General features: G+C 66.3%; 20 protein-coding genes. 4 read left to right on the top strand and 16 right to left on the bottom strand.

Translation table 11 applies throughout. The features are described from left to right. The 3 genes from AC3FKH_RS31475 to AC3FKH_RS31465 all read right to left on the bottom strand — a co-directional run. Window positions 1–1,015: acetyl-CoA C-acetyltransferase (locus tag AC3FKH_RS31475; RefSeq protein ID WP_488679597.1), on the bottom strand; the 1,015-nt coding region annotated here is incomplete at its 3' end. 48 nt (window positions 1,016–1,063) lie between these two features. Then, window positions 1,064–2,380: an acetyl-CoA hydrolase/transferase family protein gene (locus tag AC3FKH_RS31470; protein WP_488679596.1), complete on the bottom strand. Its 1,317-nt coding sequence runs from the start codon at window positions 2,378–2,380 to the stop codon at window positions 1,064–1,066. Between the two features lie 13 nt (window positions 2,381–2,393). Beyond that, a complete protein-coding gene (locus tag AC3FKH_RS31465; RefSeq protein WP_488679595.1) occupies window positions 2,394–3,287 on the bottom strand; it encodes a MaoC/PaaZ C-terminal domain-containing protein in 894 nt (297 codons plus the stop codon). Between the two features lie 289 nt (window positions 3,288–3,576). On the opposite strand from AC3FKH_RS31465, the gene AC3FKH_RS31460 reads away from it, so the two are divergent. After that, complete coding sequence (locus tag AC3FKH_RS31460) at window positions 3,577–4,743, top strand: acyl-CoA dehydrogenase family protein (RefSeq protein ID WP_488679594.1); 1,167 nt, start codon at window positions 3,577–3,579, stop codon at window positions 4,741–4,743. A 98-nt stretch (window positions 4,744–4,841) separates the two neighbouring features. Further along, on the top strand, window positions 4,842–5,612 hold the full coding sequence (locus AC3FKH_RS31455) for an SDR family NAD(P)-dependent oxidoreductase (RefSeq protein WP_488679593.1): 771 nt from the start codon (window positions 4,842–4,844) through the stop codon (window positions 5,610–5,612). A 66-nt stretch (window positions 5,613–5,678) separates the two neighbouring features. Here the strand turns inward: AC3FKH_RS31455 and AC3FKH_RS31450 are convergent, their stop codons facing one another. The 10 genes from AC3FKH_RS31450 to AC3FKH_RS31405 all read right to left on the bottom strand — a co-directional run bounded on the left by AC3FKH_RS31450 (window position 5,679) and on the right by AC3FKH_RS31405 (window position 16,314). After that, complete coding sequence (locus AC3FKH_RS31450) at window positions 5,679–6,749, bottom strand: zinc-dependent alcohol dehydrogenase family protein (protein WP_488679592.1); 1,071 nt, start codon at window positions 6,747–6,749, stop codon at window positions 5,679–5,681. A 52-nt stretch (window positions 6,750–6,801) separates the two neighbouring features. After that, window positions 6,802–8,289, bottom strand: a complete 1,488-nt coding sequence (locus AC3FKH_RS31445) for an aldehyde dehydrogenase family protein (protein ID WP_488679591.1) — start codon at window positions 8,287–8,289, stop codon at window positions 6,802–6,804. 60 nt (window positions 8,290–8,349) lie between these two features. Next, window positions 8,350–9,855, bottom strand: coding sequence for an aldehyde dehydrogenase family protein (locus AC3FKH_RS31440; RefSeq protein ID WP_488679590.1), 1,506 nt, complete (start codon window positions 9,853–9,855; stop codon window positions 8,350–8,352). Between the two features lie 96 nt (window positions 9,856–9,951). Next, a complete protein-coding gene (locus tag AC3FKH_RS31435; RefSeq protein WP_488679589.1) occupies window positions 9,952–10,845 on the bottom strand; it encodes an SMP-30/gluconolactonase/LRE family protein in 894 nt (297 codons plus the stop codon). A gap of 13 nt (window positions 10,846–10,858) precedes the next feature. Continuing rightward, window positions 10,859–11,638 carry an ABC transporter ATP-binding protein gene (locus AC3FKH_RS31430; protein ID WP_488679588.1) on the bottom strand — a complete coding sequence of 260 codons (780 nt, stop codon included), beginning with the start codon at window positions 11,636–11,638 and terminating at the stop codon, window positions 10,859–10,861. Next, a complete protein-coding gene (locus AC3FKH_RS31425) occupies window positions 11,639–12,409 on the bottom strand; it encodes an ABC transporter ATP-binding protein (protein WP_488679587.1) in 771 nt (256 codons plus the stop codon). It abuts the gene before it with no gap. Beyond that, entirely contained in the window at window positions 12,406–13,308 is a 903-nt protein-coding gene (locus AC3FKH_RS31420; RefSeq protein ID WP_488679586.1) for a branched-chain amino acid ABC transporter permease, read from the bottom strand. Before AC3FKH_RS31420 ends, AC3FKH_RS31425 begins: the two co-directional genes overlap by 4 nt. Beyond that, the gene (locus AC3FKH_RS31415) at window positions 13,305–14,198 is read right to left on the bottom strand and encodes a branched-chain amino acid ABC transporter permease (RefSeq protein WP_488679585.1); all 894 of its coding nucleotides are present in this window, start codon (window positions 14,196–14,198) and stop codon (window positions 13,305–13,307) included. Before AC3FKH_RS31415 ends, AC3FKH_RS31420 begins: the two co-directional genes overlap by 4 nt. Window positions 14,199–14,204: 6 nt before the next feature. After that, window positions 14,205–15,341 (bottom strand): ABC transporter substrate-binding protein, encoded by a 1,137-nt coding sequence (locus tag AC3FKH_RS31410; RefSeq protein ID WP_488679584.1) that lies wholly within the window; start codon window positions 15,339–15,341, stop codon window positions 14,205–14,207. Between the two features lie 154 nt (window positions 15,342–15,495). Continuing rightward, the gene (locus tag AC3FKH_RS31405; protein WP_488679583.1) at window positions 15,496–16,314 is read right to left on the bottom strand and encodes a tripartite tricarboxylate transporter substrate binding protein; all 819 of its coding nucleotides are present in this window, start codon (window positions 16,312–16,314) and stop codon (window positions 15,496–15,498) included. 450 nt (window positions 16,315–16,764) lie between these two features. Here AC3FKH_RS31405 and AC3FKH_RS31400 point away from each other — a divergent pair, with 450 nt between their 5' ends. Together AC3FKH_RS31400 and AC3FKH_RS31395 are read left to right on the top strand one after the other, a co-directional pair. Then, window positions 16,765–17,922 carry a CaiB/BaiF CoA transferase family protein gene (locus AC3FKH_RS31400; protein WP_488679598.1) on the top strand — a complete coding sequence of 386 codons (1,158 nt, stop codon included), beginning with the start codon at window positions 16,765–16,767 and terminating at the stop codon, window positions 17,920–17,922. Beyond that, window positions 17,919–18,902, top strand: coding sequence for a Bug family tripartite tricarboxylate transporter substrate binding protein (locus tag AC3FKH_RS31395; protein ID WP_488679582.1), 984 nt, complete (start codon window positions 17,919–17,921; stop codon window positions 18,900–18,902). Before AC3FKH_RS31400 ends, AC3FKH_RS31395 begins: the two co-directional genes overlap by 4 nt. A gap of 80 nt (window positions 18,903–18,982) precedes the next feature. On the opposite strand, the gene AC3FKH_RS31390 is transcribed toward AC3FKH_RS31395, so the two are convergent. The 3 genes from AC3FKH_RS31390 to AC3FKH_RS31380 form a co-directional block, all read right to left on the bottom strand. Continuing rightward, window positions 18,983–19,684 (bottom strand): nitroreductase, encoded by a 702-nt coding sequence (locus tag AC3FKH_RS31390; RefSeq protein WP_488679581.1) that lies wholly within the window; start codon window positions 19,682–19,684, stop codon window positions 18,983–18,985. A 78-nt stretch (window positions 19,685–19,762) separates the two neighbouring features. Then, window positions 19,763–21,175, bottom strand: a complete 1,413-nt coding sequence (locus AC3FKH_RS31385; RefSeq protein ID WP_488679580.1) for an MmgE/PrpD family protein — start codon at window positions 21,173–21,175, stop codon at window positions 19,763–19,765. A gap of 171 nt (window positions 21,176–21,346) precedes the next feature. Next, a complete protein-coding gene (locus AC3FKH_RS31380; protein ID WP_488679579.1) occupies window positions 21,347–22,645 on the bottom strand; it encodes an MFS transporter in 1,299 nt (432 codons plus the stop codon). Window positions 22,646–22,659: the final 14 nt, after the last annotated feature.

Raw genomic sequence — 22,659 nt, 5'->3', positions numbered from 1 at the left:
CGTTCCAGTCCCAGCCCTTGAGCACGGCCAGCACCTGGCAGGCAAAGGCTTCGTTCAGCTCCACCAGGTCCATCTGGTCGAGCGTCAGGTTCAGGCGCTTGAGCAGCTTCTTCACCGCGGGCACCGGTCCGATGCCCATGTGGGACGGCTCGCAGCCTGCCGCGGCCCAGCCGACCAGCGACGCCATCGGGGTCAGGCCCAGTTCGGCCAGCTTGTCCTCGGCCACGATCAGGCAGGCGGCCGAGGCATCATTCTGCTGGCTGGCGTTGCCGGCCGTGACGGTGCCGTTCGGCATCAGCGCGCGCAGCTTGCCCAGGCTTTCCATCGTGGTGCCGGGGCGGAAGCCTTCGTCGCGCGAGAACATCACCGGATCGCCCTTGCGCTGCGGCACCTGCACCGGAACGATTTCGGCATCGAAGCGGCCGGATTCCCATGCGGCCGCAGCGCGTTCGTGGCTGCGCACGGAGAAGGCGTCGGCCTGCTCGCGGGTAATGCCGTAGTCGCGGGCCAGGTTCTCGGCGGTCTCGATCATCCCGGAGATCTTGCCGAAGCGCTCGACCGGCTGGGAGCGCTCGCGGCCGCGGTCAAGGCGGTCGTAGAACTTCACGTTGCCCGAGCGCGAGCCCCAGCGCATGTCGGTGGTGTAGTACTCGATATTGCTCATGCTCTCGACGCCACCCGCGATCACCACGTCGGCGGCGCCGCTCTGCACCATCATCGACGCCGTGACGATGGCCTGCAGGCCGCCGCCGCAACGACGGTCCAGCTGCATGCCCGGCACCTCTACCGGCAGGCCGGCCTGCAGCGCGGCCCAGCGACCCACGCAAGGCACTTCGCTGCTGGCGTAGGACTGGGCAAACACTACGTCGTCGATGCGCGCGGGGTCGATGCCGCTGCGCTCCACGACGGCACGCACGGTGGTGGCGGCCAGTTCCTCGACGGACACGGGGCGCAGGCTGCCGCCGAAGGTCCCGACGGGGGTACGGAGGGGGGTGACGATAGCGGCTCGGCGCATGGAAGTCTCCTTGGAAATCTCTCTTGGGTAGATGAAGAAGGCAGTCGGTCAGGCTGTGCCCGCAACGGCCACGAAAGCGGCGCCGCACTGGCGCAGCAGGGCGTGGGCCTGGCGCTCCAGGTCCTCGCGGTGTTCGGGGGCGGCGATGTCCAGCATGCGGCGCACGCGCTGCGACAGCGTCTGCCCGCGCAAGTCGGCCACGCCGTGCTCGGTGACGATCAGGCCCGCGTCCGAGCGGGGCGTGCTCACCGGGCCGGACAGTTGCGCGACGATGCGGCCTGCGCCCTTGGCGGTCGCCGGCAGGGCAACGATGGGCAGGCCGCCGCGGCTGCGTGCCGCGCCGCGCAGGAAGTCCACGGCACCGCCAACGGCGCCGACATAGACGCCGGCGGCGACTTCGGCGTTCACCTGGCCGGTCAGGTCGACCTCGATGGCTGAGTTGATGGCGGTCAGCTTGTCGATGCTGGCGAGCACCTCGGGGTGATGGGTATAGCTGGTCTCGCGCAGTTGCAGCTGCGGATTGCGGTGCGCCCAGCGCCGCAGGCGCTCGCTGCCCATCAGGATGCCGCCGATGCCAACGCCCGTATCGATGCTCTTGCGCGCATTGGTCAGCACGCCGGCTTCGGCCAGCGCCACAATGCCGTCGCCGACCGCGCCGCTGTGCAGGCCAAGGTCGCGGCGGTCGTGCAGCGCAGCCACCACGGCCTCGGGCAGGTTGCCGATGCCCATCTGCAGGGTCGCGCCATCCTCGACCCAGCCGGCGATGTGGCCGGCGATCGCCAGTTCCGCCGGGCCGGGGGCGCTGCGCTCCAGGCTGATCGGCGCATGCGCGGCATCGACCAGCAGGTCGATCTCGTCCACGGTCAGATGGCGGCTGCCATAGGTCCACGGCACATCCGGGTTCACCTCGGCGATGATCACGCGGGCCTGGTCCAGCGCGGCGGGAATGTACTCATGCACCAGCCCCATGCTGTAGCGGCCTTCCTCGTCGGGCGGCGACACCTGCACCAGTACCACGTCGGCACGCAGCGCGCCTTCCCGGATGAGCCCGGGCAGGTGCGAATAGTGGCTGGGCACGATGTCCAGCAGGCCGGCCTTTGCCAGCACGCGGTGCGGGCCGCTGGCCGCATAGCCGAAGAAATCGATCACGTCGGCCTGGGCCGGCTGCAGCGTGTCGGACTGGCCGATGCCGACAAAGACGCCGAGCCGGCCGCCCTGCGCCAGCGCTTGGCGATGCTCGACCAGCGCGCGCGTCAGCGTCAGCGGTTCGGCGGTGGCCTGGCCCCACCAGATATGGTCGCCGGGTTGCAGCAGTGCCTGCAGCGCGGCGGGAAGGTTGTTGTTGTCCACGGTAGCGGGATGCATATTGCGGCGCGGCTCAGGCGATCTCGGCCCAGCCGTGGCTGAGCACGACCTTGTCGCGCTCGGCCACGCGGGCGCGCACCCGGTAGTGGCTGGGGTTCTCCGGCGTGCGCCAGATCTCGGTGACCAGGGTCTCGCCGGGGAACACCGGCGCGGTGAAGCGGATATCGAGCGCGTGCAGGCGGGTGGGATCGCCCTGCGCGCACTGGCGCACCAGCGCATGCGCCACCAGGCCGTAGCTGGCGAGGCCGTGCAGGATCGGGCGCTCGAAGCCAGCGGCCCTGGCCACCGCCGGGTCGGCGTGCAGCGGGTTGAAGTCGCCCATCAGGCGATACAGCAGCGCGGCCTCGGGGCGGATCGCCTGCGTATCGGTGAAGTCCGGCGCGCGGTCTTCCGGTGTCGGGCGCAGCGCCAGCAGCGGCTCGTCGCTGGGCTGGCCGCCGCCGAGCTGGCTGTAGCCACCGTCGCCGCGAAGGAAGCTGACCTGCTGGACCGTCGCCAGCAGTTCACCGGCAGCCGTTTCCAGGCGGCGTTCGGTGACCATGATGGCGCCTTTGCCTTCGCCCTTGTCGGTCAGGTGCGTGATGCGGTTATGGCCGACGATGTCTGCGCTGGCCGGCAGCGGGCGGTGCAGGCGCATGCGCTGTTCGCCATGCAGCAGCCTGACCCAGTCGATGCCGGTGTCGGCCTCGCGCGCCCAGAAGCCGGGATAACCGAGCACCACCGCCTGCGACGGCAGCGTGCGCAGCCCGCCGGGGGCGCCTTCGAACACAAAGGGCAGGGCTGCCTCGTCCAGCGGATCGCTGCCCAGTCCAAGGCTGAGTGCATACAGCATGGTGTCGCGCTCGGTGTAGGTCTGGCGGACGGGGGCGAACGGACGTTGCTTGAGATGGTGGTAGCTGACTGCCATGTCCTTGTTCCTATGTGAGCGTCAGGAAATTGCGCACAGCATGTCGTCAAAGCGGGTTTTGCGCTATTTGACAATGCCAATGGTCGACTTTGGCGATTGCGAAAACGTGGGCTCAAGTGGGCTTAAGCGGGCTCAAGCGGGCTCAAGCGGGCTTAAGCGCGCCTGAAGGCGCGCTTTGGCAAAGGCTGATTGTCCGAATGGCGGATAGCCGCGACTATTGCCGCATCACGCTGGGATGGCCCGTGCTGTTCCCGGCAAGAGCAACGACGTTGACCGCCAAAGACTCGCCATGATCGAACAGACGCAATCCAACAATTTCCAAGACATCCGCGATGCCGTGCGCTCGCTTTGCGCCGAGTTTCCCGACGAATATTTCCGCAAGGTGGACGAGCAGCGCGCCTATCCCGAGGCGTTTGTCAACGCGCTCACCGATGCCGGCTGGCTGGCGGCGCTGATTCCGCAAGAGTACGGCGGCTCCGGCCTGGGCCTGACCGAAGCGTCGGTCATCATGGAAGAGATCAACCGATGCGGCGGCAACTCCGGCGCCTGCCACGGCCAGATGTACAACATGGGAACGCTGCTGCGGCACGGCTCGAACGCGCAGAAGGAAAAGTACCTGCCGAAGATCGCCTCGGGCGAATGGCGCCTGCAGTCGATGGGCGTGACCGAGCCCACCACGGGCACCGACACCACCAAGATCAAGACTTCCGCGGTCAAGAAAGACGGCCGCTATGTCGTCAACGGCCAGAAGGTGTGGATCAGCCGCGTCCAGCACAGCGACTTCATGATCCTGCTGGCGCGCACCACGCCGCTGGCCGATGTGACGAAGAAGAGCGAAGGGATGTCGATCTTCATGGTGGACCTGCACGAGGCCCAGAAGAAAGGCCTGAGCGTGCGGCCCATCCCCAACATGGTCAATCACGAGACCAATGAGCTGTTCTTCGAGGACCTGGAAATCCCCGAGGAAAACCTGATCGGTGAAGAGGGCAAGGGCTTCAAGTACATCCTGGATGGCCTGAACGCCGAGCGCACGCTGATCGCGGCCGAGTGCATCGGCGACGGCTACTGGTTCATGGACCGGGTGACCAAGTACGTCAAGGAACGCCAGGTCTTCGGCCGCCCCATCGGCCAGAACCAGGGCGTACAGTTCCCGATCGCCGAGTCGTTTATCGAGATCGAGGCCGCGAACCTCATGCGCTGGAAGGCCTGTGAACTGTTCGACAAGCACGAGCCCATGGGCACCCAGGCCAACATGGCCAAGTACCTGGCCGCCAAGGCCAGTTGGGAGGCCGGCAACGCCTGCCTGCAGTACCACGGCGGCTTCGGCTTCGCCTGCGAATACGACGTCGAGCGCAAGTTCCGCGAGACGCGGCTGTACCAGGTGGCACCGATCTCGACCAACCTGATCTACTCCTTCGTCGCGGAGCACGTGCTGGGGCTGCCGCGGTCGTTCTGACGGACTAGGTACTGCGCGTCTGGCCCATGAGCCAGACGCTGAAGGCATGCGCCGGCAATGCGGCTGCGGCCATCTGCAGGAACGGCCATGGAGAATCGATGGGTATCACAGGTATCAAAGGTATCGAAGGACAATCGATCATCGTCACGGGCGGCGCGAGTGGCATCGGCGAGGCCGCAGTGCGGCTGCTGGCCGCAAACGGGGCGCTACTGACGATTGCGGACCGGGGACCCAACGGTGAGGCTCTGGCGAAGGAACTGACCGATGCGGGTCTGCGGGCGCAGTTCGTCGAGATGGACATATCGTCCGAGGCGGATGTCATGGCCATGGTCGAGGCGGCGGTACGAAGCTATGGCCGACTGGATGGCGCATTCAACAATGCCGGTGTGCCCAATGCCGGCAAGCTGCTGGCCGAGCTGACCGAGGAGGACTTCCGGCGTTGCCACGACGTCAACGTCATCGGTACGTTCCTTTGCATGAAGCACGAGATTCTTGCCATGCTCAAGAGCGGCGGTGGCGCCATCGTCAACTGCTCGTCGATCCATGGACTGATCTACACCGCCCGCGCGGCCGAATACACCGCGTCCAAGCATGCGATCACCGGCATGACCAAAGCCGCCGCCGCCGACTATGGCCTCCAAAACATCCGCGTCAATGCGATCGCGCCTTCCTCGACGCGCACGCCGATGTACCTGCACTACCTGAAGACCAAGCCCGATCACGAGGCAAGGGTGAACGGCCTGCACCTGCTCGGCCGCGCCAGCGAGCCGATTGAACAGGCGCAGGCCGCCATGTGGTTGCTGTCTAATGCCGCGTCATTCGTCACCGGCGTGACCCTGCCGGTGGACGGAGGCTACACCGCCGTGTGAACGCGCCAAGTGGGTATGCGCGCCATGTGATGGCGCGCATTGGCTGGTTCAATGAGGGGACCGCGCTCAGAAGAGGAATACGCCCTTGCCCCCGGCCTGGGCGTCGAAGCGACGATAGGCCTCGTCGGCTTGTTCGAGCCGCCAGTGGTCGGTGAACAGATTGTCCACTTCAACGCCATGACGGGCGATGAAGTGGGCGCAATCCTTCATGCCGACCTCCGAGAAGGTGTAGGAGCCGATCACGGTCCGTTGCTTGCCGATCAGGTCCTTCATCGCGTCGACGTTGAGATTCCCGCCGATCGCCACCAGGGCGATCTTCCCCCATGTCCGGGTGCAGCGCACGGCCTGCTGCCTGGGCACTTCACTGCCCGCGCAGTCCATTGCGCAGCTCACGCCCTTGCCGCCGGTGAGCCGGAGGATTTCCGCCACGGCATCGACCTGGCTCCCATCGATGGCATGGGCGACCCCGAACGCCTTGGCCTGCTTGACGCGATCCGGCGAGATATCCACCCCAATGACCTCGACGCCCATCGCGGCCGCGAGCTGGGCGGCAGACAGGCCGACGGGTCCCAGCCCGAACACCGCCAGGGTGTCGCGCGCGCTGATATCCAGCCGTAGCAGCGCACCGTAGGCGGTGCCCGTGCCGCAGGAAATGGCCGCGCCGCCCGCGAAGGACACCTCTTCCGGCAGGTGGACCAGGGACGAGACCGGCACCTTCATGTAGTCGGCATGGCCGCCGTGGGCGATCACGCCGTGCACGGTGGCGCCCTGATCGCACAACTGGGTCCAGCCCGTGCGGCAGGAGTCGCAAAAACTGCAGCCTTCGTAGTGGAACACCATGACGCGATCGCCAACCTTGAACGCTTTCGGGTTCACGCCCGGGCCAATCGCAGCGACCACGCCACACGGCTCATGGCCGCCGATGATCGGCGCGTTCTCGTCGATACCGCGAGACGCCAGGTCCTTGAACCCCAGGGACCGTATCACCTCGGCGGGACTGTGCCGGTAGAAGTGCAGGTCGCTGCCGCACATGCCCGACGCCTTCATTTCGATCACTACCTCGCCCGGGCCCGGGGTCGGGTCGGAGAAGTTCATGATTTCGAGCTTGCGATCACCTTTGAATACAACACCACGCATAGATGTCTCCGTATAGACGATATTCAGACAGACTGGCGCCAGGTCCGGGGCCTCAGCCGAGATTCATGTAGACGGCCTTCAGGTAGAGGTAGCTGTCCACCTGTTCGGCGGCGCCCTTCCAGCCATAGCCACTCAGCTTGTAGCCGCCGAAACCGACCTGGGGATCCAGCACGCCATAGCAGTTGACCCAGATGGTTCCGGCCTGGATGCCCTGCGCAAACCTGTGCGCGGTGGACAGGTTCTGCGTCCAGACACCCCCGGCCAGGCCATAGCTGGTGTCGTTGGCGATGCGCAGTGCCTGGTCCGGCGTGTCGAATGGCATGACCGAAGCGACCGGGCCGAAGATCTCCTCGCGTGCAATGGTCATGTCGTTGTGCACGCCCGTAAACACGGTTGGCTCGACGAAATAGCCCGCGGCCAGCTCACCGCCCAGGCGCCGGCCGCCGCAGGCGAGCTCCGCGCCTTCCTGGCCGCCCACGTCGACGTAGTGCATCACGCGATCGAGCTGGCGCTGCGAGACGATCGGCCCCAGCTGCACTTGCGGATCGAGGCCGTTGCCGATCTTGAGCGAGGCACTGAAGGCCTTCAGCCGATCGATGAATTCGTCGTAGATCCGGCGCTGCACCAGCACGCGCGTACCGGCGGCGCAGATCTGGCCGGTGTTGGTGAACACGCCCATGGCCACGCCCGGCACCGCCTTGTCCAGGTCGGCGTCGTCGAACACGATATCGGGCGACTTGCCGCCGAGTTCCACCGACACCCGCTTGAAGTTGCCGGCTGATGCCTGGACGATCTTGCGCCCGGTCTCGGGCGAGCCGGTGAAGGCGATGCGGTCCACGCCAGGGTGTTCCGCCAGGGCGCTGCCCGCTTCGCCGCCGTAGCCGGTCACCACGTTGATCACCCCCGCTGGCACGCCTGCTTCCAGCAGCAGTTCGGCCATGCGCAGCGCGGTCAGCGAAGCATCCTCGGCCGGTTTGAGCACCGCGGTACAGCCGGTGGCCAGGGTCGCGCCGAGAATCCACCATTGGCTCAATAGCGGGCCGTTCCACGGAATAATGCCGGCGACCACGCCCACCGGCGCCTTGATCTTGAGCGTCGCGAACTTGCCGGGCAGCGCGTTGAGCGGAGTCTGCACACCACCAGCGGCCGTCTGCGACGCGTAGAACAGGATCAGCTGCAGCAGGAATGACTTGAGGCCGCGCGTGCGTGCCAGCGGCGCGCCCATGTCCAGCGTCTCGATCAATGCCAGCTCGTCGAAATGCTTCTCCACCACGTCGTGGATGCGGATCAGCAGGCGCTGGCGATCGCTGTGCGTCCACTGACTCCAGGGGCCCTCGAAGGCCTGGCGCGCTGCGGCGACGGCCTGGTCGATGTCGGCCTGGTCCGCCTGCGCGAGGCACGCAATGACCTCGCCCGTGGCGGGATTGACCGTGTCAAAGGTCTTGCCGGAAGCGGCTGGCACCCATGCGCCGCCAATAAGGAGGCGTTTGGTTCCGCCGACGAACGCCGGCGCCTGCACGCCGTATGTCGTGCTGCTCATGCAATGTCTCCTGAAATATTCTTTTGAAGGGCAGGGAGCTTGCCCCCTCGCCCGTGCCGCTTACATCCTCAACATCACGGCCTTGACCTGGGTATAGGCGTCGATGGATTCCTGCCCGAATTCGCGCCCCCAGCCGGACTGCTTGTAGCCGCCGAAAGGCATGGCGGGATCGGCCTCGCCATAGGTGTTGATCCATACGCGCCCGGCCTTGAGCGCGCGCGCCACCTTGTGCGCGCGCGCGACATCGCGCGTCCATACGGCCGCGGAGAGGCCATAGGTGGTGTCGTTGCCCTTGAAGACGGCGTCGTCTTCGTCCCGGAACGGAATGATGGAGAGGACGGGCCCGAAGATCTCCTCCTGCGCGATGCGCATGCCGTTGGTCACGCCATCGAACACGGTCGGCGCGACGAAGTAGCCGCCGCTGCTCCACTGGGAGCCGCCCAGTCGCAGCGAGGCGCCGCCCGCCTGGCCGGCCTCGATATAGGACAGCACACGGTCGCGCTGTTTGGCCGAGATCAGCGGGCCGAGCTTGGTGTCCGGCGCGAGCGGATCGCCCAACGTGTAGGTGGCGGCCAGGCGGGTGACGCGTTCCGAAACTTCGTCATGCACGCTTTCATGGACGAACAACCGCGTACCCGCCGAACACACCTGGCCGGAATTGCCGCAAAAGGTCTTGACCGCGGCCTGGACGGCCTTGTCGAGATCCGCGTCGGCGAAGATGACGTTCGGCGATTTGCCGCCAAGTTCCAGCGTCACCTTCTTCAGGTTCGAGGTGGAGGCCTGCACGATCTGCTTGCCGATCGCCGTGGAGCCAGTGAAGGCGATCTTGTCGACATCCGGGTGGAGCGCCAGCGCTGCGCCGGCGGTGGCGCCGAAGCCGGGCAGCACGTTGACGACACCCGGCGGCAGGTCCGTCTCCTGGATCAGCTCGGCCAGCCGCAAGGACGTGAGGCAGGCCAGTTCGGCGGGCTTGAGGATCAACGTGTTGCCACAGCACAGCGCGTTTGCCAGCTTGATCGACGCCATCAGGATCGGCACGTTCCAGGGGATGATCTGGCCGCACACACCGAGCGGCTCGCGCAGCGTATAGACGAATCCGGAAGCATCCGACGGAATCGTCGAGCCCAGGATCTTCGTACACCAGCCGGCGTAATAGCGGAAGATGTCGGCGGCCGTGGTGGCAACGGCTGTGCTGAACCACAGTGGCATGCCGTTATCGAGGGTCTCGATCGCGGCAAGCTCGTCGGCGTGCCGATCGATCTGATCGGCGATACGCAGCAACGCGCGGGTGCGCGCGTGCGGCGACATGCCGACCCAGGACGATTTGTCGAAGGCGTGGCGCGCCGCGGCCACCGCCGCATTGATATCGGCACTGTCGGCTTCGGCCACATGGCAAAGCAGTTCTTCCGTGGTCGGGTTGATGACCTCGAAGGTCTTGCCGGATGCCGCCTCTATCCACCGCCCGCCAATGAGCAGGCGCTTCGGTCCCGAGCCGATCCATGCCAGTGCCCTGGCCAGTCCGGTGTCGGACTTGTTGGCCGCGGCAGTTGCCGTTTCATTTCCCATATTGAACTCCTTGTCTTCGGAGCGATCGTGCGATCGCTACATTCGAATTGGCAGATGTGCCAGGCATCCCTGCATGAGCCGGCCGATGCAACGCCATCAAGCGACGGGCACGTCCACCCGGGTTGACAACACCTGGCTCAGCGGATGGTTCCTGCGGATCTCCGGATTGAACTCAGCCGGCGTGGCGCACAGGAACAGCGTGCGCCCGTCCTCGCCGCCCAGAGCGCAGGCATAACAGTTGAGGTCGCCGGTCGAAACCTCGTCGACGATCTCACCGCCCGGAAGCACGCGGATCGCACGCGTCCGGATAAAGTCGGCGACCCAGATCGCGCCCTCTGCGTCCGCCTGTGCGATGCCATCGGGCGCCACCACGATCTCGGCCATCGCCTGGATCGGATCGGGGTTCTCGGGCACCGCGCCGAAGCGCGCCCAGTCCCGGCGCCCGGACAGGGTCCCGTCAGGCCGGATATCGAAAGCCGACATGCGGTTGCCAAACGACTCGGCGACGACGAGCGTGCGGCCGCCGTCCACCACGACCGAGCCGTTCGGGAAATGCAGCGGTTCGCTCACCGCGGTCACCGAGCCATTCGGATCCACGCGCACCAGCCGCGCGGGCCGGCGCGGGGCGAGCTTCATGACGTCGAACCCCAGGTTTCCCACCCAGGCGCGGCCGTTGCAGTCCACCACCATGTCATTCGGTTCGAACTCGAGGTGGGGAGACAGGTCTGCGTGCGTGACGACCGTACCGTCATGCTCGCGGCGCAGCAGCTTGCGGTCGTGCATCGACACCGCCAGCAATCGTCCATCCGGCAGCCAGCCGGTCCCGGACGGGCACCCGGGCACTTCGAGTTCGGTGCGCAGGTCCGACCCGTCCTCTTTCACGGAATACACGCGGTAGGTGTACAAGTCACTGAACCAGAAGCGCCCTTGGTGCCAGCGGGCACCCTCGGTATGCGTCAGGCCATCCAGCAGGACAGTCATCTCTCTCATGATTCGTTTCGCTTCAGATTGCGGCCGCCTGGCCGAAGTAGTGGTCCGCGATCACGGGGTCGTTGGCCAGGTCGGCCGCCATGCCCTGCCGGACGATGCGGCCCTGTTCCAGCACTGCAGCCCGGTGGGCAGTCTCCAGCGCCAGGCGGGCGTTCTGTTCCACCAGCAGGATCGTCATGCCCTCGGCATTGAGCCGCTTCACTGCGCGGAACACGTCGGCGACAATCACGGGCGCCAGGCCGAGGCTCGGCTCGTCGAGCAGCAGCACGCGCGGATGCCCCATCAGCGCGCGGCCGATGGCGAGCATTTGCTGCTGCCCGCCGGACATGGTGCCGGAGGCCTGGTTGCGGCGTTCCGCAAGAATCGGGAACAGCTCGAAGACCCGTTGCAGGTCCGCCTCGAAGTCGCCGCCACGCACTCCGGCCGCCTCGCAGCCCAGCAGCAGGTTGTCCATCACGGACAGCGGTGCAATGACGCGGCGCCCCTCGGGCACCTGGATCACGCCCAGGCGCGAGCGCCGGTGCGCGGGCAGGGCATCGAGCGGGCTGCCGTCGAAGCGGATCGACCCGGAGCCGGGCACGATCCCGCAGATCGCATTGACCAGGCTGGATTTGCCGGCCCCGTTGGGGCCGATCAGCGTGAAGATCTCGCCGCGCCGCACCGTGAGCGAGACGCCGCGCAGCGCGGTGATGCCGCGATAGTGCACTTCGAGGTTCGTGATCGACAGGGCGTCGGCGCCGGCGAGGCCGGGAACGGCTTCCGGCGCGGCAATGGGAGGTGGATGGGTCGTCATTCAGGTTCCCAGATAGGCTTGCATCACGACCGGGTCCTGCAAGACCGCCTCGGGCTGGCCCTCGGCGATCTGGCGCCCGGACGCGAGCACGTACAGGTAGGAGCAGACCTGCGTCATGAAGCGCATGTTGTGCTCGATCAGCAGCACCGCCACGCCTTCGGCCGCCACTTCCTGGAAGATACGGCCGAGGCTGGCTGCCTCGACGTCGTTCATGCCGGCCACGGGCTCGTCCAGCAGCAGCAGGCGCGGCTTCATCGCCAGCGCGCGCATCATCTCGATGCGTCGCTGGTGCCCGTAGGAGAGGTTGCCGGCCCGGTGCTCCGCAAATTCGGCCATACCGAAGCGTTCGAGCAGGGCCATGGCCTCGGCGCGGTGCGCGGCCGTCTCCGCGCGCGCCGCGCGCAGGCCCAGCAGGTTGGCCCAGAAGCCGGTGGTCTGGTGCCGGTGGAATCCGGCCAGCACGTTGTCGAGCACCGTCGCCTGCGGCACCAGGCGGATGTTCTGGAAGGTCCGCGCCACACCGGCGCGTGCCAGCTGGGGCGCCTCCATGGTGGAGACATCCTGGTCATCCAGCAGCACCCGGCCGGAGGAGAGGTGAAGCAGGCCCATCACCAGGTTCACCACCGTCGATTTGCCGGCGCCGTTGGGTCCGATCAGGCCTGTGATGGTACCGGGCGCAGCAGACAGGCTCAGTCCGCTCAGCGCCGGGACCCCGCCGAAACTGCGCGCGACCTCGTCGAGCCTGAGCATCGGGTTCATGGTGGAGGTCATGCGCCTAGTCCTCCCGATTGTTGGGAAACTGTCCGCGCACCCTGCGCCGCCGCGCGCTTCACGCGGCGGTCGTGCGCGAGTCCGGCCAGCGTATCGGCGATGCCGTGTGGCAGGTAGATGATGATCAGCATCAGCAGCGCGCCTTGGGCCACATTGCGGAATTCCTCGAAGACCCGGAACAGCTCGGGCAGCAGCGTCAGCACGGTGGCGCCGACCAGTGGCCCCCACAGGGAGGTCTGGCCGCCGAGCACCGCCATGGCGAGCGCTTGCACCAGCATGTGGAAGCCGAAATCTTCCGGATTGACGGCGTACGAATTGCAGGCCAGCAGCGCGCCCGCCATTCCCGCCAGCAGACCGGAGAGCGTCATGGCCAGGCGCTGGTGGTAAGTCACCGAGATGCCGAGCGACACGGCAACCGTCTCGTCCTGGCGGATCACGTCCATGGCCCGCCCCAGGCTGAAGCGGCCCAGCGTGTGCACCAGCGCCATGGCCACGGCCACGATCAGGAGCAGCCAGCCGGTGGTCGCGGCCTTGGGAATGCCGGTGATGCCAAGCGCGCCGCGTGTCACGTCGTCCCAGTTCATGGCGACGGTGACAACCACTTGCACCAGCGCCAGCGTCGCCACGGCCTGGAACACGCCGCGCAGCCGCGACAGCGGGAAGGCCATCAGCAGGCTGATCCCGCCGGCCAGGGCAACCCCGCTCGCCATCGCCAGCGGCGGCCACCAGCCAAGGCGGGTGACAAGGATGGCGGTGGTGTACGCCCCGATGGCCGCGAACGCTGCCGATCCGATCGAGAACGTGCCGGCACGCAGCGCGATCGCCTGGCTCATGGCCAGCAGGGTGTAGATCAGGATGTGGTCGAGGACCGACTGGTAGGAGAGAAGGTAGTCAATCATAGACGCTGCACCCGCATGACCGCACTGGCCAGGCCGAACAAGCCGGTCGGGCGGATCAGGATGATGAGAAACAGGACCACGAAGGCGATGCCGTCAGCGGCGGCCGACGAGATATAGGCATAGGCCAGCGACTGGACCACACCGATCAGGATCCCGCCTACCAGGGCGCCGGGGATGCTGCCGAGGCCGCCGAGGATGATGACGACGAAAGCCCGCATCAGGAACGGCTCGCCCATCATGAAGTGGACCGAGTTGAAGGCCACGCCGATCAGCACGCCCGCAAGGCCCGCCAGGGCGCCGGAGATAAAGAACACCTGTGCGTTGACCCACTCGGCGTTGATGCCCAGCAGCCGTGCGGTACCCTCCGAATAGGCAACGCAGCGAATCCTGCGTCCCATGCCGGTGCTGTACAGCGCGTACACCAGGCCAGCGACGATCATCACGCCGGCGCCGACGATGATGATCTGCAGCAGCTGGATCTGCAGCCCCAGGAACTCGTACACGACGATCGGGAAGGTCCCGCCGGGGAACTGCATCACTGACGTGTTGGACACCTTCTGCGCGAGCGCCAGCAGTACCAGGCTCGCGCCGATCGAGGCCAGGATGTAGGAGAAGTCGGGCGCATGCCGGCGCCGCAGGGGGCGGAATGCCACCAGGTCAAGCGCGATGGACAGCACGCCGCCGGCCAGCATGCCCACCAGCATCGACACGATGAAGGGCGCCTGGAACACGGTGGCGGCGTACAGGCCGGCAAAACTGCCCCACATGAACAGGGAGCCGTAGGCCATGTTCATGATGTGGTTCACCCCGAACAGCAAGGTGAAGCCGAGGGCGAACACGGCATACGTGCTGCCCATGACCAGGCCGTTGAGAAGTTGCTGGATCAGCACGGCGTCTCACCTGTCAGCCTGGACGAACTTGCCGTCCTTGACGACGAGCACGATGCTGCCGTACCTGGGGCGGCGATCGCTGTGGTTCCAGCTGCCCGAGCCGACCACGACGGGCACGTCGCGCACCTTCATCAGGGCGTCACGCACCTTCTGCCGGTCGGGATTGGGCCCCGCATCCCTGAGCGCTGCGAGCGCGACCTGGATGGACGAGTAACCGGTCGCGGCCCAGGCGTCAGGCTCGGCTTTGTAGCGCGCCTTGTAGGCAGCCTCGAAGGTCTTGTTCAGCGGCCGGTCCATGCCGTTGACGAACTCCGACACAGCCAGCGTGCCTTCGGCCGCCTTGCCGGCGATGTTCAGGAAGCGCGGGGTAACCAGTGCGATGGTGCCGATGAAGCGCACCTTCTCGGGCAAGCCGGCCTGGCGCAGCTGGAGGATGATGTTGGCGCTTTGCTCGGAATAGGTGGCGAGATACACCGCATCGAGATCCATGGCCTTGAGCTTGGTCACCAGCGGCAGGAAGTTGGTGTCGCTGGTGACGACCGCCTCCTCGGCCACCACCGTTCCGCCCCCCGCCTTGAACGGGTCGCGGAAGTAATTCTTGTACTCGATCAGCGCTTCATTGCCGCGGTCGTACACCATCGCGACCTTGCGCACCGGCGTCTTCTCGAGCACGTACTTTGCCATCCGTGGGCTGATATCCGTCGCACTCTGCTGGAACTTGAATACCCACGGTCCGGGGGCGATGATGGCGTCCGAACTGGCCATGGACATCATGGGGGCGTGCTTGTCATTGAAGATCGGCGCCACGCCGACGGAGTCGGAAGTTGCCGAGGGCCCGAGCGACAGCACCACCCGCTCCCGGTCGATCGCCTGGTTGGCCAGGTTGATGGCCTGCCCCTTGTCGCTCGCGTTGTCGCGCTCGATCAGCTTGATCCTGGCGCTGCCGAGCACGCCCTTCGTGTTGGCTTCGTCGACTGCCAGACGGATGCCGTTCTGGTAGCTCGCGCCAGCGAAGGCGGCCGCGCCGGTCACCGACTGGATGGACATGATCGGGATTTCCTGGGCCTGGGCCTGCGCGAAAGCGCAGACGGCAAAGGCCGCGAAACCGGCCAGGCGCAGCGAAAGAAGGCGTTCTAGGCCCATGGTCTTTGTCTCCTGAATATTGTTCACGCTTGGCGCAGCCGCACACACGTCGGATAGCTGCCGAAGCCATTTCACATGAGGGCGTACAGCCGCGCCAAGTGAGTAACCCGGTTTGTCCCGTACTTTGAATTCGGGGAGGGAGAAGCCCGCGCGCTCAGGATTCCTTCGACAACTGCGCGATGCGCTTCCAGTGCGCATCCTCCTTCGGCAAATCAGCCAGGAACTGGCGGCGATCGGCGATATCCACGTACATCGACTGACGCGCGCAGAACTCCTTGAACGCGGGCGATTGGGCGATCCGCACCAGTTCTTCGGACAGGCGCTCGACGATTGGAGCCGGCGTCGCAACGGGTGCCAGAGCGCCAATCCACGACGCGACCTGGTAGCCAGCAACCCCGGCTTGCGCCGATGTCGGGACGTCCGGGATATCACCCCAGCGCCCGGCGCTGGTGACGGCGAGGCCGCGCAGCTTGCCTGCCTTGATCATCGGCACCACGCTCGGCGCGCCCTGGCAGGTGAAGTCCACCTGGCCAGCCATGACGTCCGTTACAGCGGGCCCGTTGCCCTTGTAAGGGATATGCTTGGCCCGCGTCTTCGTCAGGTCATTCAGCATCACCGAGCAGAGATGAGAAGTGCTGCCCGCCCCGCCGGACGAATATGTGATCTCGCCCGGCTTGCGCTTCATGGCCGCGATCAGGTCGCCCAGGGTCTTGTAAGGCGAGTTGGCCTTGACCGCGATTGCCAGCGCGGAACTGCTCACCTTGGCAATCGGCACGAAGTCCCTGACCGGGTCAAACGTGACAGGCCCGTCGGTGAACCATCGCGTGGTCAGGTGGGGAACACCGGCGAACAGCAGCGTGTAGCCGTCTCCGGAAGCCTTGGCCACGGCGTCCGTGCCGATGAGCCCGCCAGCGCCGGCACGGTTGTCCACCAGGACCGGGGTTTTCAGGCTCTTGGCCAGCGCCTCGGCCATGAATCGCGCAGTAATGTCGACCGCCGTGCCTGGCGAGGCCGGCACGACAATTCGAATCGGCCGCGACGGATATTGCTGTGCAAAGGCCGACGGCGCGCAGGCGACGGCACTTAGTGACGCGAGTGATTTCAGGAAATACCTTCTGCTGAACATAATGTCTCCTCTTTTATGCCTCGAAGATAGGCGCGGCCGGCGGGCTGGGCAATCGGCGCTGGTACGCCGTTCCGTGCTTTGAGAGCAGGGCAGGTTCGCCTCTCAAAGCACGGAACGGCATGGCCTGGCGAGTTGAGTTCCGGGGGGAGGGCGCGCACGATCGGTATGTGGCGGAAGTACGCGCGGGGAGCATCTGCGATGCCTGGTTCAGGCGGATCGTCCCCCGGCACGACTGACCGCTCTCGCGCCCATCACAGGCGGCGCGGGGAAACCGGGCATAGCTATCAGGAGACCATCGTGGGACCACTTGCTGGAGTGCGCATCGTGGAGCTGGCGGGCATCGGGCCGGCTCCTTTTTGCGCCATGTTGCTTGCAGACCTCGGCGCGACGATCATCCGCGTCGACCGGAAGGAGCCGTCGGGGCTGGGCCTGTCGCGGCCGCTGCAGTTTGATCTGGTGTTGCGCAACCGAAAGTCGATTCAGGTCGACCTGAAGGATCCGGCCGAGCTGGAACTGGTTCGCACGCTGATCGACAAGGCAGATGCGTTGATCGAGGGATTCCGCCCCGGGGTCACCGAGCGGCTCGGGCTCGGGCCTGAGGCGTGCCTCGCGCGCAATCCCAGGCTGGTGTACGGCAGGCTGACGGGCTGGGGCCAGGACGGGCCGCTGGCCCAGACCGCGGGGCACGATATCAACTACATCGCCATCACCGGGCTACTCAACGCGATCGGGCGCGAGGGCCAGCCGCCGACGGTGCCGCTCAATGTCGTCGGCGACTATGCCGGCGGCTCGGTCTATGCCGCACTCGGCATCGTGAGCGCCATCCTGGAGGCGCGTTCCTCGGGCAAAGGCCAGGTGGTCGACGCGGCCATCGTCGATGGCGTGGCGTCGCTGCTGGCCGTGCATACCGGGCTACGGGCTGCGGGCCTGACCGGATCGGAACGAGGCACCAACCTGCTGGATTCGGGAGCGCCTTTCTACGATGTCTACGAGTGCGCCGACGGTAAATACGTGTCGATCGGCCCGATCGAGTCCAAGTTCTATCAACAACTGCTTGAACGACTGGAGTTGGACCCGTCCGCGCTGGGCAAGCAGGCAGACCGCGCTGACTGGCCAACAGCCCGCCGCGTTTTTGCTGCGCAGTTCAGGACGCGGACGCGTGCGCAGTGGACGGAGCTGCTCGAAGGCAGCGACGTGTGCTTTGCGCCCGTGCTCGACCAGGAAGAGGCGTTTGAACATCCGCACCTGAAGGCGCGCGGCACCTTTGTCGAGGTCGATGGCGTGATGCAGCCGCGCCCGGCGCCGCGCTTTTCGCGTACGCGGCCGGCCGATCCGGCTCCCCCCGCTGCGGCAACGCCGGAGAACGCGGCGCTGGCACTGGCGGAATGGCTTTCCAGGGAAGAGCTCGACAACCTGGCGGCCGCCGGCCGCCTCCAAAGCGGAGCGACGCAATGATGAAGCGCCGCACCTTCCTGCAGTCGCTGCCGGCGCTGGCGGCCATCCCTGCATCGTTCCCGGCTTCGGTGCTCGCCCAGGCCTATCCTTCCCACCCGGTGCGAATCATCGTGCCCGTCAGCCCTGGCTCCGGCAGCGATGTCGTGGCGCGCTATATGAGCGCCGAGCTGATGAAGACCCTGGGCTCTGCGTTTGTCGTGGAGAACCGCCTTGGCGCGAGCGGGATCATCGGCACGGATTTCGTCGCCAAGGCTGTGCCGGACGGCTACACGCTGCTGTGCACATATGCCGCGCACTACTCGAACCAGTGGGTCGAGAAGACGCCATACGATGCGGTCAGGGACTTCGAGCCGGTCGCGCGGCTGGGCATGTCCGCGCTGCTGCTGACTACCGCGGCAAATTCTCGGTTCCGCACGGTTCAGGACGTCATCTCGGCGGCGAAGCGCAAGCCCGGGAGCGTGTCCTTCGGGTCCTCCGGAAATGGCACCACGTCGCACATGGCGGCGGCGCTGATGAGCAGCATGGCCGGCATTGAGATGACCCACGTCCCGTACAAGGGGCCGGCGCAGGTCGCGGTGGATACGGCGAGCGGCCAGGTCGATGTTGGCTTCGGGGGCGTGGCCTCGTCGCTGGCCCTGATCAAGGCGGGGCGATTGCGCGTGCTCGCAGTCACCAGCCTGCGGCGTTCGAGCCAGCTTCCGGATGTCGTGACGATGGACGAGGCCGGCCTGAAAGGCTATGAGCTGATCTCGCCGATCTGGGTCATGGCTCCGCGTGGCACGCCGCCTGCCATTGTCGCGCAACTGTCCAAAACCATGACGGCGGGGGCCGCGACGCCTGCTTTCAAGTCTTATTGCATTGGGCAGGGGCTGGAGGTCGATATCGCGGATTCGGCCGCGGTTCGCGCCAGTGCGCCGGCTGAGCTGGAACGGTGGAAGAAGCTGGTGGCCCTGACTCAGGCCAAGTCAAAGGCCGGCTGAAAGCCGGCCGATAAGTCTCCGACAAGGAGAACGAGCCGACCAGGGTCGGCTCGCTTGCTTGATCCGCTCAACGCCGGTGGCTACACCAGCCGCATGATCTCTTCATCCGGCGCCCGGCTCGTCCTGAAGCTGTTCGCCGCATGATCGGGATCCGCGTAGCCAAACGAAATCGCGCAGATCATCTTGCGGTCGTCGCCGATGCCAAAGTGCGAGCGCACGAACCTGGCGTGTCGGGCCAGCGCCCCCTGCGGCGTGGTGGCGACACCGTGCGCGTGCGCGGCCAGCAGGAACGACGCGATAAACCCGCCGCAATCGACAGCGGCGTACGGCCCCAGATCCGCGGCCATCGTGACAATCGCCACATGCGGCGCCCCGAACAGCCGGAAGTTCTCGAAGCCCTGGCTGGCGCGGCGCTCGCGGTCGTGGCGCTCGATGCCAAGCGCTTCATAGAGCCGGTAACCCGTTTCTTGTCTGCGTTGGGCGTGGACGCCGCGATACTCCTCCGGGAAGGGCAGGTCCGAATCGACCTCGGGCGAGCTGGCGGCGTGCTCGACCAGCGCATTGCGAAACTGCTCCGTGGTCGCCTGCGAGCCGATGACCAGGTGCCAGGGCTGCACGTTGCACCAGGATGCGCTCTTCTTGGCAACGTTAACGATGCTTCGGATCACCTTGTCCGGCACGGCTTTGTCCAGGTATGCGCGGCACGTGAAGCGCGCGGACATCAGTCTTGTGAGGGTGTCGACGTCGCTGCCGGACGGGCGGCTGACGGGGTGCTGCTGCATTGCTATCTCCTGACTATCATGAGCGGCCGACCTGGCCCGCTGGGCCGGGTCGGCGCGCGTCCTGCCTGATGCCATGACTTAATGCGTCAAGGCCATCAGGTCTGCTGCCTTGATGCGCGGATCCATCTTCCTGAGTGTCGCCAGCAGCGTCTGCGCCCGGTCTTCGCCGAGCACGTCAACCGTCAGCTCCATGAACTTCGCGTCCTGCTCGGCTTCCGACATGGGGTTGGCCAGCGAGCCGATCGGGTCCTCCACGAAGACATGCTCGGACGAGCCATCGCGGAAGGTCACCGTGACATCGGCGACGAACTTGCCGGGGTAGCGCTGCTCGAGTTCCGGTGCTTCCGTAATGCCGATGCCGCGAGCGACTTCCTTCACGGGGTCCATGTCGAGCTTGCCGTCCAGGTAGTCGCGGTGCACCTTGTAGCCATTGCCCATGCCGAGCACGGCGAAAGCCATCTGTGTCGGCAGGCTGAACTGGACGTGCTCGATGTTCTTCGGCTCATACGCATTGGCGTTGGCGGTGCCGACGACCACGTTGAAGGCGGGATGGATGCGGGCCTGGATATCGGCAATGTCGGCGCGGCGCGCCGCGAACGGGCGGATTGCGTCGATATACGCATGGGTGCAATAGCAGGCGCAGTATGCCTTGAGCCAGACCGTGCCGATCTCGAACGGCTGGTCGAGGCGGAATCGCTCCTCGGCCCCATCGCCCGGGCCACGCTGCAGGAGGGTGCGGAAGAAGCCTTTGTTGCCGCTCAGGAAGGCGCGCGGCCCGGTGATGCCGGCCTGCGCCATGTCGGCCGAGACCATGCCGCTGCGCGTCCCGATGCCGGCGTGCACCCGCTTAACCGAGCCGCCGGTGGAGGTGTACTCGGTGGTGCCCGCCGCATGGCTCAGCGCGATGGAGAGTGCGTGCAGGGTGGTTTCCGCATCGAACCTGCGCAACTTGGCCGAGACTGCCGCGGCGCCGAAGCTGGACAGTACGGCATGCGGGTGATAGCCGCGCTTGAGCAGGTCCGGCGCCGCCAGCACGCCGATCCGGGTGTAGACCTCGTAGCCGGCCACGATTGCGGTGATGACCTCCTCCAGGGTCGAGCCCAGTTCCTCGCCGATCGCGAGCGCCGCGGGAATCACGCAACTGCCGGGGTGGCTGGCGCTGGCGCCGTGGGCGTCGTCGTACTCGAAGCCATGACCATAAGCGCCATTGACGAAGGCAGCGTCCGCGGCACTCATGGTGGCGGTGCTGGCGGCCACCCGGCTGCGCCCGGGGCGTTGCTGGGCGATGGCGAATGCCAGCACCTGGTGCGACCAGGGCATCTGCGAGGTGCCGATCTGCAGCGCGAGCTGGTCGCGCATGAGCCGGCTGACGCCGGCATGCGCCAGCGTATCGAGCTGGTCGAAGGTCAGGTCCTGGATCAGGCGAACCACTGCCTGCTCGAGGGGCGGGCAGTTGGCCGGCGAACTGGAATCGGATTGAGTGGTAGTCACAGGTGCGTTCCCTGGGAAAAGTGTCGTTGATGCGTCGCCCGGTCGATGGCGACATGCACTGGCATGGTGACCAGATTCCTCGCAAGCGTTGGGGCTGTCAATCCGGGGCGGACTCCGGTTCCGTACAGTGAGCGGAAGCCGTGCCCCGGGGTAAGTGGGTTATTCGCGGGGTTATTCGCCGGCTGGTGTCAGGGCGATCCCGGACGGGTTGCTGCGCCTGCCGACCCCCAGCGCAATGGCGGCTGCGAAGAAGGCCACGACGGCCAGGATCACGAGCCCGCCGGCATAGCTTCCGGTCAGGTCCTTCGACAGCCCGAGCAGCGACGGCCCCGCGAAGCCGCCCAGGTTGCCGACCGCCCCGATGAAGGCGATGCCGGCGGCGGACGCGGGTCCGGAGAGCAGGGTGGTGTTGATGGCCCAGAACGCCGGCAGGGCGCCGAAGATGCCAAAGGCTGCCACGCTGAAGGCGATCATCTTCAGGATCGAATCGTCCACCAGCGCCGCGGCAATCAGCGCCACCCCGGCGATAAACGCGGGCACCGCGATATGCACGCGGCGTTCCTTCCTCGCGTCCGAGCGCCTGGCCCAGAACACGATGCTCAGCGAGGCGATCACGTACGGAATCGCGGCCACGAACCCGGTCTGCACATTGCTTAGGCCAAACGACTTGACGATCTGGGGCAGGAAGAAGCCGACGCCGAAGATGGTCAGGAAGAAGCCGAAGGCCATTGTCGACAGCAGCCACACCTGGGGGTTGAAGAACACTTGCGCCACCGACAGGTGGCTCTCGGCGCGACGTTCACGATCCTCCGCCGCCATGCGCTGGGACAGCCAGCTGCGCTCGTCCGCCGACAGCCAGGCGGCATCCGACGGTTCGCCTTTCAAGTGCCTGAGCGCGATAAATCCGAGCATGACGGCGGGCAGTGCTTCCAGGATGAACATCCATTGCCAGCCATGCAGGCCCATCACGCCCTCCAGGTTCAGCAGCCCGCCTGAGATCGGGGCGCCGATCACGGTGGACATCGGCGCCGCGACCAGCAGGTAGCCCATCACGCGCGCGCGGTAGGCCGAAGGGAACCAGAGCGTGAGGAAATAGGCTACGCCCGGGAAGAACCCCGCTTCCGCCAGCCCAAGCAGCAGGCGCACGACGTAGAAGCCGGTCGGCCCGGTGACGAACGCGGTCGCCGCCGAAACCAGGCCCCACGTCACCATGATGCGCGCGATCCAGCGGCGCGCCCCGAAGCGGACCAGCAGCAGGTTCGACGGCACCTCGAAGAGGAAGTAGGTCAGGAAGAACAGGCCGGCCCCAAAACCGAATGCCGTGGCGCTCAGGCCCAGGTCCTTGTTCATCTGCAAGGCCGCGAAGCCGACATTGACGCGGTCCAGGAAGGACACGAAGTAGCAGAGGATCAGGAACGGGACCAGGCGCCGGAACACCTTCGGCATGACGCGTTGTTCGAGCGTTTCCATTTGAACATTGTCTC

The organism is Cupriavidus sp. 21MJTG02-4, from assembly GCF_057798975.1.
The sequence above is the reverse complement of the archived record's forward strand: the minus strand, read 5'-3'. Positions and strand labels throughout refer to the sequence as shown.

Bases quoted from the DNA above. Each gene is read 5' to 3' on its own strand.
- AC3FKH_RS31450 (WP_488679592.1), bottom strand. From the start codon at position 6,749: ATGCGTGGTGTTGTATTCAAAGGTGATCGCAAGCTCGAAATCATGAAC.
- AC3FKH_RS31465 (WP_488679595.1), bottom strand. From the start codon at position 3,287: ATGGCAGTCAGCTACCACCATCTCAAGCAACGTCCGTTCGCCCCCGTC.
- AC3FKH_RS31455 (WP_488679593.1), top strand. From the start codon at position 4,842: ATGGGTATCACAGGTATCAAAGGTATCGAAGGACAATCGATCATCGTC.
- AC3FKH_RS31390 (WP_488679581.1), bottom strand. From the start codon at position 19,684: ATGCAGCAGCACCCCGTCAGCCGCCCGTCCGGCAGCGACGTCGACACC.
- AC3FKH_RS31410 (WP_488679584.1), bottom strand. From the start codon at position 15,341: ATGGGCCTAGAACGCCTTCTTTCGCTGCGCCTGGCCGGTTTCGCGGCC.
- AC3FKH_RS31395 (WP_488679582.1), top strand. From the start codon at position 17,919: ATGATGAAGCGCCGCACCTTCCTGCAGTCGCTGCCGGCGCTGGCGGCC.
- AC3FKH_RS31430 (WP_488679588.1), bottom strand. From the start codon at position 11,638: ATGACGACCCATCCACCTCCCATTGCCGCGCCGGAAGCCGTTCCCGGC.
- AC3FKH_RS31470 (WP_488679596.1), bottom strand. From the start codon at position 2,380: ATGCATCCCGCTACCGTGGACAACAACAACCTTCCCGCCGCGCTGCAG.
- AC3FKH_RS31420 (WP_488679586.1), bottom strand. From the start codon at position 13,308: ATGATTGACTACCTTCTCTCCTACCAGTCGGTCCTCGACCACATCCTG.
- AC3FKH_RS31445 (WP_488679591.1), bottom strand. From the start codon at position 8,289: ATGAGCAGCACGACATACGGCGTGCAGGCGCCGGCGTTCGTCGGCGGA.
- AC3FKH_RS31405 (WP_488679583.1), bottom strand. From the start codon at position 16,314: ATGGCCGAGGCGCTGGCCAAGAGCCTGAAAACCCCGGTCCTGGTGGAC.
- AC3FKH_RS31435 (WP_488679589.1), bottom strand. From the start codon at position 10,845: ATGAGAGAGATGACTGTCCTGCTGGATGGCCTGACGCATACCGAGGGT.
- AC3FKH_RS31440 (WP_488679590.1), bottom strand. From the start codon at position 9,855: ATGGGAAATGAAACGGCAACTGCCGCGGCCAACAAGTCCGACACCGGA.
- AC3FKH_RS31380 (WP_488679579.1), bottom strand. From the start codon at position 22,645: ATGGAAACGCTCGAACAACGCGTCATGCCGAAGGTGTTCCGGCGCCTG.
- AC3FKH_RS31425 (WP_488679587.1), bottom strand. From the start codon at position 12,409: ATGACCTCCACCATGAACCCGATGCTCAGGCTCGACGAGGTCGCGCGC.
- AC3FKH_RS31460 (WP_488679594.1), top strand. From the start codon at position 3,577: ATGATCGAACAGACGCAATCCAACAATTTCCAAGACATCCGCGATGCC.